At 30.0% G+C, this 12,654-nt stretch carries 13 protein-coding genes; 9 read left to right on the forward strand and 4 right to left on the reverse strand.

The genetic code is table 11. The features are described 5' to 3' along the window. Positions 1-110: 110 nt before the first annotated feature. The gene (locus H3S73_RS14065) at positions 111-239 is read left to right on the forward strand and encodes a tRNA-dependent cyclodipeptide synthase (protein WP_141675364.1); all 129 of its coding nucleotides are present in this window, start codon (positions 111-113) and stop codon (positions 237-239) included. Between the two features lie 117 nt (positions 240-356). Next, positions 357-1,721, forward strand: a complete 1,365-nt coding sequence (locus H3S73_RS10805; RefSeq protein ID WP_198236614.1) for an MFS transporter — start codon at positions 357-359, stop codon at positions 1,719-1,721. On the opposite strand, the gene H3S73_RS10810 is transcribed toward H3S73_RS10805, so the two are convergent. Then, positions 1,718-2,023, reverse strand: coding sequence for an MFS transporter (locus tag H3S73_RS10810; protein WP_370528805.1), 306 nt, complete (start codon positions 2,021-2,023; stop codon positions 1,718-1,720). The genes H3S73_RS10805 and H3S73_RS10810 overlap by 4 nt on opposite strands. 632 nt (positions 2,024-2,655) lie before the next feature. On the opposite strand from H3S73_RS10810, the gene H3S73_RS10815 reads away from it, so the two are divergent. Beyond that, complete coding sequence (locus H3S73_RS10815) at positions 2,656-5,481, forward strand: SIR2 family protein (protein ID WP_198236615.1); 2,826 nt, start codon at positions 2,656-2,658, stop codon at positions 5,479-5,481. 168 nt (positions 5,482-5,649) lie between these two features. On the opposite strand, the gene H3S73_RS10820 is transcribed toward H3S73_RS10815, so the two are convergent. Beyond that, complete coding sequence (locus tag H3S73_RS10820) at positions 5,650-6,228, reverse strand: CGNR zinc finger domain-containing protein (RefSeq protein WP_198236616.1); 579 nt, start codon at positions 6,226-6,228, stop codon at positions 5,650-5,652. A 124-nt stretch (positions 6,229-6,352) separates the two neighbouring features. Here H3S73_RS10820 and H3S73_RS10825 point away from each other — a divergent pair, with 124 nt between their 5' ends. After that, entirely contained in the window at positions 6,353-7,225 is an 873-nt protein-coding gene (locus H3S73_RS10825) for an alpha/beta fold hydrolase (RefSeq protein WP_198236617.1), read from the forward strand. Between the two features lie 763 nt (positions 7,226-7,988). Here H3S73_RS10825 and H3S73_RS10830 read toward each other — a convergent pair. Further along, on the reverse strand, positions 7,989-8,540 hold the full coding sequence (locus H3S73_RS10830) for a TetR/AcrR family transcriptional regulator (protein ID WP_198236618.1): 552 nt from the start codon (positions 8,538-8,540) through the stop codon (positions 7,989-7,991). 116 nt (positions 8,541-8,656) lie between these two features. Between H3S73_RS10830 and H3S73_RS10835 the strand changes: the two genes are divergently transcribed. Beyond that, complete coding sequence (locus H3S73_RS10835) at positions 8,657-9,196, forward strand: HPP family protein (RefSeq protein ID WP_198236619.1); 540 nt, start codon at positions 8,657-8,659, stop codon at positions 9,194-9,196. Positions 9,197-9,911: 715 nt separating this feature from the next. Further along, on the forward strand, positions 9,912-10,574 hold the full coding sequence (locus tag H3S73_RS10840; protein ID WP_198236620.1) for a DUF421 domain-containing protein: 663 nt from the start codon (positions 9,912-9,914) through the stop codon (positions 10,572-10,574). 55 nt (positions 10,575-10,629) lie between these two features. Here H3S73_RS10840 and H3S73_RS10845 read toward each other — a convergent pair whose 3' ends face one another. Beyond that, a complete protein-coding gene (locus H3S73_RS10845) occupies positions 10,630-10,902 on the reverse strand; it encodes a DksA/TraR family C4-type zinc finger protein (RefSeq protein ID WP_198236621.1) in 273 nt (90 codons plus the stop codon). A 166-nt stretch (positions 10,903-11,068) separates the two neighbouring features. On the opposite strand from H3S73_RS10845, the gene msrA reads away from it, so the two are divergent. The 3 genes from msrA to msrB are packed head-to-tail and all read left to right on the forward strand — an operon-like array spanning position 11,069 to position 12,626. After that, entirely contained in the window at positions 11,069-11,602 is a 534-nt protein-coding gene (msrA, locus tag H3S73_RS10850; protein ID WP_198228413.1) for a peptide-methionine (S)-S-oxide reductase MsrA, read from the forward strand. 12 nt (positions 11,603-11,614) lie between these two features. Then, entirely contained in the window at positions 11,615-12,142 is a 528-nt protein-coding gene (locus tag H3S73_RS10855) for a cytochrome b (protein WP_198236622.1), read from the forward strand. A 40-nt stretch (positions 12,143-12,182) separates the two neighbouring features. Next, positions 12,183-12,626: a peptide-methionine (R)-S-oxide reductase MsrB gene (msrB, locus tag H3S73_RS10860; protein WP_198236623.1), complete on the forward strand. Its 444-nt coding sequence runs from the start codon at positions 12,183-12,185 to the stop codon at positions 12,624-12,626. Positions 12,627-12,654 lie beyond the last annotated feature (28 nt).

Below are 12,654 nucleotides of genomic sequence, written 5' to 3' on the forward strand. Positions count from 1 at the left end.
TAAATAGATAAGTTGTAAATGAACAAAATAATAGTTTTTTATACAAATCAATTAGTAATTTTCAAATTTATTAATTGATTAATAATCCGGTTTTGAGAAGGAACAGATACATGAAAGGAAAACATGTTTTATTTGGCATTAGCCCTTTTAATTCTAAATTTGATGAGAATTATATTAAAAATATGTTGGAGTGGGGATTCATGCTTGTATTGGCGCTCAATTTGCAAATATGCAATTAAATATCGCTCTGCAAAAATTAGTATTAATACTTAAAAAATATAAAGAAATAACGCCACCAACATTCGATGGAATATATACACGGGGCGCAACTAGATATAATCTGGAAAGGATTTAATATGAAACAATCGATTGACCTGACAACCGCCGAAAGGAAGTTAGTGTTTGCTATGACGCTATCTAGTATATTGCCATTATTAGATAGCAGTATTGTTAATGTTATTTTATCCTCAATTTCGAATGACATTAATACCTCTTATGTCTATATACAATGGGCTATTACAGTATATATGCTTGCTTGCGCAGCTGGCATATTACTATCACCTTATATACATGAAAATTTTGGGCTCAAGAAAGCATGGATATGCTCAATTTTTGTTTTTCTTGTTGGTTCTATATTAGTTGGATTTTCCTATAATCTGGCTTCTTTGATCTTATTTAGATGTCTACAAGGTTTTGGTGCAGGAATATTAATTCCCATTACTCAATCCACAATAGCGATTTATTTTGGTAAGGAAAGACTAAAGCCGATTATGGCATTGATTGCTATTCCGTCAGTCTTTGCCCCTGCGTTAGGACCAATTTTTGGAGCAGTCATATCAGAACAGTTAAATTGGAGAATAGCTTTTTTTATCAACATGCCTTTGGTGCTTGTAGCTTTTTTTTGTGGTAGGAAGACAATACCTGATAATAAAACGTCTAAATACAATATGAATATTTATGTATTTATAACATTTTTAATTGCTTTAATACTCTTTTTTATCTCTATTAAAAATCTCACTTCTGGGGGCTTTTTTGATATTTTTAATATTATTATGCTAGTTTTAGGTATTGGTTTAATGATGGTTTCGCTTATTACTAATAACAAGTCAGACAGTAAATTGATCGATTTAAGTGCATTTAGTTGTATTCAATATTCGTTTGCAATAATTATGGGATTTCTGACGTCACTTATCTTTTTTGGTTTTATGATTTTTTTCCCTTTAATACAAGCAATAAATGATAATATATCTATTACATATATTGGTATGCTGCTTGCTCTACAAAGTGTAGGTGCTTGGTTGGCTAGAAAATTTATTTATAAATCTCTAAGTGAGATAAATTCGTTTCTAATTATTGGCGTAGGATTAATAATATCAGCAATAAGTATATTAATAATTCAAGTTGGTGGGATCCCCTCTGAAATCATCGGTTTTATTGTTCGAGGTTCCGGATTAGGCGTCGCCACGATTGCTGTTCTCTCTTCACCATTCGAGTTTTGTGATAAAAATCAAATTAAGGACACGAGTGCAATCACACGAGTTATACAGCAAATTGGTGGTGCATTTGGAGGTGTATTATCAGGAATATTAATCCACTTCACTCAAGATCAGATATTATCAGTAAACTGCGCTTATCAGACAATGTTTTTTGTGTCTCTTACTTTTGGTCTTCTAGCGGTTATTGTCTATATTTTCTTTGGTCGAGTGAATATAAAGATTTAGTATACAAAAAACAGAACATGTGAATGAATTGTCTCTCTAATAGTTAGGCGACCAATTAACTGACCTATTGATGTACCAAATGGAATACCTATTAATAATGCTATTGGAACGCCTAGGATAACTATAATTGTTGCTCTATCTTTTTTATCATCCCTAACCATTTTTGTTGCATAACCAACCATCATTAACCACAAAAGGCCAGCAAAAACACCTGCTAAAAATCTAGCTATTAATATCAGAATAATAGATAAAAAATAGGCTGTCATAAAATTAGTAATGCCAAAACCAAGTGTAACTATAATTAATAATTTTTTCTATTCCGGCTCTGTGTAGCAGTTGTTAACGGGATAGCGTATAGCAGAGACCTAATTCGTAAAAGGTCACTAATTGTCGTTTGAACTTCTGTAACACTTAGATCTTCACTTATTAACAGTAAAAAATCATCAGGCAACGCATCAGTCATAATAGAAATAAACAGTGCTGTGGCTAAAGCAAACAGACTCAATGTGGGAATTGTTTAATTTATCCTTTCCATGTAATTTACTCATATTATAAATTTCTTGAGTAGACTAAATTGAATTCCTGCTAACAAATAATCTTATAACTGTATAATTCCAATCGTTTATTGCATTATGAAAATTTGTGCAGGCTTTAAAGATATCCGCCATAGAAAAATATACTTCCAAATACGCATCAAATTTTGATAAATCATATCTAACAGAAGAAATATAAAATTTAAATTTTATAGAAAGGATATGAAGATAAATCAAATATCTAGACAAAGATATGAGAAATTTAAAATATTAAATACGTTAAGCTAAATAATTTTTGTAAACGAAAACAGTTATTACATTATATTATGTTAAAATCAGTAATATAAACTTATTATTCAAATACAATAATCTATAATCTCTTCAAGGAATTGTGATACTTAATGGAAAATTTAAATTGCCTTTCTTTTAACGAAAAAGACATAAAGAATATCATAACAGCTAGTCAGAATAATAAGCTAGTATTTTTTATAGGTGCAGGTTTTTCCAAATTAAGTGAGACAGAATCACTAAAGATTCCAAGTTGGGAAGAGCTTATTAATGAGCTAAAAGAAGATTTGAAAATATCAAATGAAAGTGATTTTTTAAAAATTGCTCAACTATATTTCCTTAAGTTTGGAGAACATGCTTACTATAATAAAGTAAAATCATCAATTAAAGACTTAGCCCCAAGCAAATTTCATAAAAACTTATTTGATTTAAATCCTCATTATATTATTACGACAAACTGGGATAATTTAATTGAAAATACAGCACAAGAAAAAGGGCTTGCATATGATCTTATTTGTTCAGATGCAGATCTTGCACACAGCCAATTAGATAAAAAAATCATTAAAATGCATGGAAGCTTTCAACAACATAATTTTGTTTTTAAAGAAGATGACTATTTGCAGTATAGTCAAAATTTTCCGCTGATCGAGAATTATATTAAAGGCATATTTTCGACGTGTACAATTGTTTTTTTAGGATACTCATATAGTGACTATAATTTAAAACAAATTGTTTCATGGATTACTCGAATATCCAAAGCAACACCCAAAAAATATTTACTTCAAGGTGAATTTGATCTAGCCCAGAATAAATATCTTGAAAACTATGGAATAACACTATTATCTCCCATAGCAGGCAATTTATCTTATGGGCGTTTATATGAGTCTTTTTTTGAAGACTTAAACACAGTAATAAAACCAGAAAAACTAATAGTAAAATTAGTAAATTCAGTTAAGAATTTAGTTGAAACTGAATCGAATGAAAAACAAAAGGATAATTTAAATGAATATTTAAATAATAAAGTGGTTAAATATTTTAATGATAAAATTAGCCCTTTATCACAATACCAAATACTGTTACCAGAACTAGTTAGAAACAAACTAACTAATTGCACCTTAAGATATAATGGCTTAGATCTAATACTAGATATTTATGATAATGACCAAAACAACTATATAACTGACGACTTCAATAAAGAGATTAGAGACATAAATCTTAGTTATATTAAATATGTCTTAAATGATGATGACCATCATACTCAAAAGTTTTTATCTATTTTGAATAAAGCTTTTATAACCAAGATAAAAATTAACGATAAGTTAGAGAAAGTCAAAAGCAAATCAAATAAGATTCAAGAATATTTTTGGAAAAAAATGTATTTTGAATACACTCCGAATGATATTGAAATTTTATTTTCTAATAAAAAATATAACTCGTTACTAAAATATTTTTCTGAAAAAGTAAGTCATTATTTAGATCAAAAGAATTACATTATGACTACTATATACATGGCTAATTATGATTATATTTATAATAAGCTTAAAACTAAAGCATTTTATCAGTTCAATACTGAATATGAAATGTCAGAAGAAATATTAGAAAATATTGTACCTTTTGATTTTATAAATAAAGTTCGTGATTTTCCAGCAAGCATACAGCAAGATATTCAAGATTTACTAAGATTTATTGATCTTACTGAAATATACAAAGCATACTGTAAATTTCATACAGAATCTCAAGAAAATAAAGAGTACGCACAAAACAGAAAAAATGGTGGAATATCTTGGTCTAGTGACGAATATACTTTAAGGGATAAGCTATATTCTTATGTGTATTTTATTTCAGGCAATGACCTTTTAATTGAAAATGATAGCGAAACTCAACAATTTTTTGGATCTATTATTTTAGAAAGCTTTGAACATTATTTAATAGACGATAAGTTTTTTATTAACAAAACGGACTTATTTATCATTATCAAATACTGCGATGAAAAGAAAATAAAAGCATTTGCTAAAAAACTTATTGATGGAAATAAGTTCATTAGTATTTGCCATTTAAAACCGAAATATATAGTTCAACTAAAGCGATATCTTTTAAAATCATTAACTAATATCTGTAAATCATTAGACGATAAAGAGATAAATACTAACGGTCCAACATTTATTAATATATATTTTAGAAATATATTGACTGTGCTAGGATTTGCAAGGTGGAACTCCAAAGAGATTGAACAAATAATAGATACAATTATTCCTGTTTTTCAAAAAAAATCGCTAAATTTAAATAGTTATAGAAATATTAGGTATTTTTTATATGTTAACTGGAAGATATATGAAACTTCACATCCTAATATTCTGAAATTTATAGATATTATACTTAGTATGATTATTAAAAAAGAGTGGAATAGATTTGTTTACCCTTTTTTAGACGAAAATATTTTAAGAAATATATACGCAATCTCAAGGAATGCTGAATATAAATATAATAATAGCGAATTATTAAAGGAAGTTTTAGATATAATAAAAAGAGATAAATATTACTCTGAACAGCTTTCTGTAAACAAATTATTATTAGATATAATGCAGATTGGCTCTGAAGAAGTAAAAGAACTAATTGATAAATTTGTTAATGAAAATATTTTGTATATCCCATGCAAAAAACCACATGATTATATTGTAAAATTATTACTTATTTATTATGGCTATTCAATCCCAACAGATTTTATTAAAAATTTAAAATATTTTATTGATAAAAATATTCCCGACAATTTACATGATTCAGTTTTTTCACATTCGAGAATTGAATCACTATTGCCAGAACTGTTAAAACTTATCATCGAAAATAAAGACTTAGACTTAAAGATAAGAAAAAAATTTCAAAGTATACTAAAACAATTTGATGAAAAAATGAAAAGTTCACCAAAGATTACGGATAGTTAAATTTAAACAATGATATGAAAAAAAATTTAATCAATAATTAATATAACCCTCATATTTAACTTGTTAACTTATTTGTACGGAACATAATTAAATCTGAGGGTGGATGATTGCCTATAGTCTCCACTATGACAAATCATCTTAATATGAACTATATTTACAGAGCTTATCTTATGAGGTTGCTAGCTTTTTTCTAAACTTCATAACTTTATGTCTATTGCCACAAACTTTCATGCTACACCAGCGTCTTTTATGGGCTTTTGTCTTATCATAGAACCACAGCACACAGTCTTTGTGCTCGCAGTGTTTTACTAAACTAAAATCTTCTTGCGCGATTAGCTTTGCTGTAGCCTCTGCCAAAGGAGCTAAAACCTGTTCTGGACTATGTTTGGCATAATGATGAGTGACGACAAGCGATTGGTTAGCATCATATTCTAAATTTAACCATCGACTAGCTTTGTGCAAAAATGCATTTAATGGTTCAATATCTAAACTATGCCCTTCTTTTTTTTGTTGTATAAGTACTCTTGTTATTTCTCTTAGCTCTTTAGCTTTTTCAAGTAATGCTGACGAGGAGTGCAAATCATCAGGAACTAAAATGCCAGCCACTTTGATAAGCCAATAGATGAGTTGTTCTGTTGAGCTCCAACGATCAATCAAATTGCCATCTATTTTAACGACGGTATTTATCATGTTAAGCGCATCGTTATCTCCTATCAATGCTAAATCATCTAATGTATTTGTTTTCATATTGACATACCTTTTTTACAAGGAGATTGTAACCCTTAAAATACGCATTGACAAGTTACAATAAATTTAAATATTATAAATAACCCTTTAAATTTGCATTTAGTGGTTACAAAGCGAGGCTTTTATGGTAAATAATATTCATCATCCGATTCAATATAAGTACGTCAATATTGAAGATGTAAACATGTTCTATCGGGAGGCAGGGGAAAAAAACTTACCAACTCTTTTACTATTACATGGCTTTCCTAGTTCATCACATCAGTTTAGAGAATTAATTCCTTTACTTGCGGATAAATTTCATCTGATTGCGCCTGACTTTCCCGGTTTTGGTTTTACTGAAGTGAAAGACACTGCCAACTATATTTATAGTTTTGATAGTATAAGTAAAACACTCATTAAGTTCGTCGATGCTTTAAATCTTAAAAAATATGCAATGTATGTTTTTGATTATGGCGCTCCCATAGGTTTTCGTCTTGCTTTAACTTATCCTGAAAGGGTAACAGGATTTGTATCCCAAAATGGCAATGCTTATTTGGAAGGTTTGGGTAGTGCTTGGGATCCAATAAAGGCTTACTGGGATCATCCAACAGAGCATAATAGAAAAATTATTGAAGATGCGATATTGAATTTGGAAGGAACGCGTGGGCAATATATACATGGAGTACCATCGATTGAGAGCATAGCGCCAGAATCCTATTATTTGGATACATTTTTGTTTGAGCGTGGAGCTAATAAATCTATTCAGTTAGATTTATTTTTAGATTATAAAAATAACCTAAAAATGTACCCTTTATTTCAACAGTTTTTTAGAGATTATCCATTGCCGTGCTTAATTATTTGGGGAAAACATGATTTATTTTTTATACCTGCTGGCGCAGAAGCTTACAAAAAAGATAATGCTCATGCAGTGGTTGAATTATTAGATACAGGGCATTTTGCATTGGAAACGCATGTAGAATATATCGCTAAAAGAATCCGTGAAGTAATTTTAAAGTGATTATAAATTAAAACTAAATAAACAATTCAATTATTAGTTACAAAACTTGCAAACTGTATTCAATTAATCAAAGAAAACTTTTTTCAGTTATCTGTGTAATTTAGGATTATTATTAATAAGTGTTATGACTAATTCTCACATTAACTGATACGGCGCTAAAATTAACTCACATCTTATCGATATCGTTTTATCACGTTGTTTAAGGAGGGATAACGAAAGAAAATCAATAAGAGTACATAAACGATTAAAAAGAAAAATATGATTTAGAGATTAAATCACTAAATGTTTTTTTGTAAAAATTATTCAGGAGTCTATACCGTTTCAATATTAATTCTAAATCCATTTTATTATTAAAATTGAAATGTTTTATATATAAAGACAGTTTATTTAGATTATAAAGAATTGTTTTTACATTTAAGAAGATTAAGCGAAAGATAGTTCGTTGATTATTCTAATTTTAATAGATTTTTTATCTAACTTAACTAACTTTTTTACATTCAAAGAAAAAACCGCATGATAGTTGGGTATCAGGTGGTTTGATTCAATTTTATAAAGTTAAATACTTTCTTAGAATAAATCGGGTTATCAAAAAACTCTGTTATTATTGAGGGGGGGGATTTTTTCTACGTTTCTTTCAGTTACGTTCCAATGTTCTACTATATTTATGCATTTTCAATGCAAAATATTATTCATTAATTGATAAAAAAATAATAGATTGATTCAAATGTTATTAGATGTAAAGAGCATCATTAACCGCTTTCTATCAATGATGAAGTAGGGCGGATAGCAAATCAAAACTATCATGAATCATCTCATCATAAAGTGATTTATTTTCTTTATAAACAACGCTGATATTGATTAATCCCTCTAATATCACCATTAGTTGGTTGGTTAAAGTTGTCTGTTGTGGGGTTTTGGGCAGTTGGTCATGGATCAGTTTACGGATAAATTCTTTATGTTCAATCACCAGTTGTTGTACAGCTTTATCGTTATGAATTTCTTCTTTTGCTCTTACAAATAAGCAGCCATTAAAATCGTCTCGATTAAACCAATCGAGGTGCCATTTAAATATTTGCATAATTGACTCATAGTGATCAAGATCAGCAATTGCCTCAATGAGTTGTTGTTTAAAACGTGAATCTCTTATTTTCAATATTTCAAAAATTAAATTATCTTTATTACCAAAATATTTATATAGCGTTGTTTTAGAACAACCCGATTGATCTCTAATTTCATCCACCCCAACATTGCCAAATCCTTTTTGATAAAAGAGTTGCTCGGCGGTATCTGCTATTAATTTAGATGTTTTTTTCATTTTTTATCCAAAGTGTTTGATATGTGAACAGATCTGTACTAATATAAAAAGTGAACAGAGTTGTTCATTTTCAGGTTTGCACTCTTACTTTCACTCATCGAATAGGATAAAGAATAATGAAATCATTTTTTTTCAGCAAGGAAAAGTTACCGCCAAAGCCCAGAAATATTGAATTATTACAGAGCTTAATTGGTGGTTTTGTTTCTATATTGTTTCTTATTGGTTTTAGTCAGTTAACTCATTACACCTTTATAATGGCGCCTTTTGGGGCAAGTTGCGTAATATTGTTTGCGGTATCTCAATCGCCATTGGCTCAACCCAGAAATGTCATTTTTGGGCATTTAATTGCCGCTTTTGTTGGATTAGTTTTTCTTAAACTATTTGGTAGTAATATCATTATTGCAGCATTAACCGTTGGAATTGCAATTGTTTCTATGCAATATTTTCGAGCGGTACATCCACCTGCGGGTGCTAATCCTTTAGTCATTTTATTAACCGCAGATAAAATAGATTACGACTTTAGTTTTCTATTATTTCCGGTATTATCTGGCTCAGTAATATTGGTTATGATTGCTTATTTAGTTAATAACCTTTTCAATAAAACCCATTGGCCTATCTATTGGTTGGCTTTATTTAATAGCAAAAAAGAGCCTTAACCTTTTTATAATGATTTAATTATTAAAATTAATATTCTCTATCTATGTTTAAATGATTTTTATTGTTCTAGATAGAGTTTAAAATAGTTATGGTATGCGATGCTTACCATACAGCTTTTTTAACGTTACCTTTTTTATCCAAGTAATTTTTGATGATGTTATGCTTAAAAGAGGTTAATTTTTGCGATTTGCTATTTTAATAACATTTTGTTTATCTAAGTAAACAGCTTTAGAATGTACAATAATAAGTTTAATGAGGGATATAAAGATAGTCGTGGACAATCTTTATCTTCAACCATTTCATCAATAGACGACAAAATAACGTTGATATTAAAACCACTCACCAAAAAAGGTTTTGATAAATATTTTCTTGAACCGATAAGGTATCATTTTCAAGTAATAATCATAAGAAATAGATGTTATTATATTGATTATTAATATTAAAATTATTAAATATGGTCTTAAAATTTTTCTTTATCGTTTAAGAAATCGATAGCTTTTACTATTCATATTTTTTTCGAATCGGATTTAGAGTAAACTAATACTGCTTTCATTAAAGTTCAAGTCACTATCCAAAAATTAATGATCATTGATTTCATATAGATAAAAATTTAGTTTGCTCCTGATACTTATTTTTTAACTGTCATTTATCTGCTTATACCCTGTTGCAAAACTTTTTAGAAATTTTAAACGGATATATTCTTGGAGGTTAGAAATGTATTTACTTGAAATGGCACCAAAATTTTTAGTTGCTCTTATTATTTTACTTATTTACGTCAAATTATCGGGCAAAAGCCAAATAGCACCTATGTCACAATTGGATCAAGTTGGTAGTATGGTTATTGGTGCATTAGTTGGGGGAGCACTTCTTAATTCTAATGTTTCAGCATGGCAATCCGCGGGTTTAGTCGCTATTTGGGCAGGGCTGCTTATATTAGTTCGATTCATTAAATCAAAAAATTCACGATTAAGAGATGCCATTGATGGAGAACCGATTCAACTTGTTAAAAATGGGCACTTAATTAGTGACAATTTTATTAAAGCCAATTTACCCGTCAGGGATTTTGAGACGCTCATCAATATTCAAGGTATTTGTGCTTTTAATGAATTGAAACAGGTTTGGTATGAATTAAATGGTTCATTAACAATTATCAAAAAAGGGGATAAAGATATTGCTGTGCTGGTGATTGAAAATGGTGCCATTAGTGAAGATAATCTTGAACAGTTACATAAAAGTGAGACGTGGCTTAAGCATGAAATCAAAAAACAAGGATATGATGATATCAAGGATATTTTTTGTGCTGAATGGTTTGATAATAAATTACTGGTTTATCCTTATGACGATGTTCAGAAAAAAAGTAAGGCTCACAAATCATAAAAAATTATTTTATAAAAGAGAAAAAGAGGGAACAGACATTTCCCTCTGATTAAGATTATCGAAGTTGACTATCTTTGCTACCACGACGGTTATATAGACTCGTTGATTTGGCTAATTGTTTATCAATTTCTTGTTGGCAAGACAGACAATATTTTACGCCTGGTAGCGCCTCTCGTCTTGCTTGCGCAATAGCATCGCCACACTCAACACAAAAATGAGCACTTATAGTGCCATGTTTTAATTGCCGTCTTGCCATTTCGATGGCATCTGCAATAGTGCCTTCGATTTGTTGATTAACAGCATCATCAGATGCCCATCCACTTGCCATAAAATAGACCTCCTAAAAACTGTAACGCTATAGTGAAAATATGGTGTTTTTTTAATCTATTTCAAGTAATATGATTAATGTATAATTAAAAAGGCATGACTAAAACGTGTTGATACAGGGTAAGAGTGAATGAATTTGTCAAAAATCATTTAATCAGGAGATTATTATGCAACAATATGAACAAGCAACATTTGCCGGTGGTTGTTTTTGGTGTATGGTAAAACCCTTTGATCAGTATGAAGGAGTGATAAACGTGGTATCAGGTTATACAGGCGGACATGTTGAAAATCCAACTTATCGAGAAGTTTGTTCGGGAACGACAGGGCATACCGAAGCCGTACAAATAACGTTTGACCCTAAAGTCATCAGCTATAAAAAATTACTCGACATCTTTTGGCAGCAAATCGATCCTACTGATGCCCAAGGTCAGTTTGCTGATAGGGGGGATTCTTATCGACCAGCTATATTTTATCATAACGAATTTCAATATAAGCAAGCTTTAGCATCAAAGCAAGCTTTGCAAGAAAGTAGGCGTTTTAGCAAACCAATAAAAGTGGCAATTGAACCTGCGGTAACATTTTATCCAGCAGAAGATTATCACCAAAATTATTACACAAAACAACCTTTACATTATAATGAGTATTATCAACGATCAGGGCGAAGCCAGTTTATTGCTCAGCATTGGCCCAAAAATAGATAGGATACATAGTTTATGGAAAACTACCCAGAGTATAATAGCAAACAAAAATGGCTCCACTGGTTAATTTTTATACTAGTGTTTTTGGAATTTATCTTGCTGACATTTAAAGTGACTCTGTCACAATACTTGGGCGGGATGTTTATGGTTTATTTATTTCATAAATCATTTGGGGTAGTGATCGTTATGTTAACAATTTTGCGCTTCATTGTTATCACGGAAGAAGGTCTGCCCGATGTTTTACCGAAAGATCGGAGATTCCAGCGCATTTTTTCAAAATCAACACAAGGATTGATCTATATTTTATTGATAATTGTACCTTTATCTGGCTACTTAATGAGTAGCCGTTCACTCTGTGTATTTGGCATCATTTCGCTTCCAGCGATTGATATGTCAAATAAAGTGTATCAATTGTTTCATGTTATACACAAAGTAGGCTCATACTTATTAGCTGTTTTATTTATTTTACATATAGTAGGTGTTTCATATCATTATTTTTGGATTAAAGATAAAGTTCTACAATCGATGTTAAAAGGAAATTAGTTGTTATTGATGACTCTTAATTAAATAGGTTAGGTGATTTATGAATAATACATTAAAAGAAAAAGCGATATCACGATTAACACCCATGCAATACTATGTCACGCAACAAAATGGAACCGAACCACCATATGAAAATGAATTCAATGATAATTATCAAGAAGGGTTGTATGTAGATATTGTATCAGGCGAACCCTTATTTACTTCATTTGATAAATTTGATTCAGGATGTGGTTGGCCAAGTTTTTCTAAATCGATAAACAACGACAACATAATTGAAAAAGCTGACCATAGTCATGGTATGAATCGTGTCGAAGTACGTTCAGCAAAAGCTGATTCTCATCTTGGTCATGTATTTAATGATGGACCGAAAGTGTTGGGTGGTTTACGTTATTGTATTAACTCAGCAGCTTTACGTTTTATACCTAAAGATGATCTAGAGTCTGCCGGTTATGGACAATATTTGAATCTTTTTAAAAATACTTAATGCGTCCATTCAATACTAAAATTGTTTA

The organism is Gilliamella sp. B14384G12, from assembly GCF_016101825.1.
In the GTDB taxonomy this organism is placed as follows: Bacteria; Pseudomonadota; Gammaproteobacteria; order Enterobacterales; family Orbaceae; genus Gilliamella; species Gilliamella apicola_N.

Excerpts from the sequence above, each read along its gene's own strand:
- msrA (WP_198228413.1), top strand. The coding sequence starts at position 11,069 with ATGCAACAATATGAACAAGCAACATTTGCCGGTGGTTGTTTTTGGTGT.
- H3S73_RS10825 (WP_198236617.1), top strand. The coding sequence starts at position 6,353 with ATGGTAAATAATATTCATCATCCGATTCAATATAAGTACGTCAATATT.
- msrB (WP_198236623.1), top strand. The coding sequence starts at position 12,183 with ATGAATAATACATTAAAAGAAAAAGCGATATCACGATTAACACCCATG.
- H3S73_RS14065 (WP_141675364.1), top strand. The coding sequence starts at position 111 with ATGAAAGGAAAACATGTTTTATTTGGCATTAGCCCTTTTAATTCTAAA.
- H3S73_RS10855 (WP_198236622.1), top strand. The coding sequence starts at position 11,615 with ATGGAAAACTACCCAGAGTATAATAGCAAACAAAAATGGCTCCACTGG.
- H3S73_RS10815 (WP_198236615.1), top strand. The coding sequence starts at position 2,656 with ATGGAAAATTTAAATTGCCTTTCTTTTAACGAAAAAGACATAAAGAAT.
- H3S73_RS10830 (WP_198236618.1), bottom strand. The coding sequence starts at position 8,540 with ATGAAAAAAACATCTAAATTAATAGCAGATACCGCCGAGCAACTCTTT.
- H3S73_RS10805 (WP_198236614.1), top strand. The coding sequence starts at position 357 with ATGAAACAATCGATTGACCTGACAACCGCCGAAAGGAAGTTAGTGTTT.
- H3S73_RS10835 (WP_198236619.1), top strand. The coding sequence starts at position 8,657 with ATGAAATCATTTTTTTTCAGCAAGGAAAAGTTACCGCCAAAGCCCAGA.
- H3S73_RS10840 (WP_198236620.1), top strand. The coding sequence starts at position 9,912 with ATGTATTTACTTGAAATGGCACCAAAATTTTTAGTTGCTCTTATTATT.
- H3S73_RS10845 (WP_198236621.1), bottom strand. The coding sequence starts at position 10,902 with ATGGCAAGTGGATGGGCATCTGATGATGCTGTTAATCAACAAATCGAA.
- H3S73_RS10820 (WP_198236616.1), bottom strand. The coding sequence starts at position 6,228 with ATGAAAACAAATACATTAGATGATTTAGCATTGATAGGAGATAACGAT.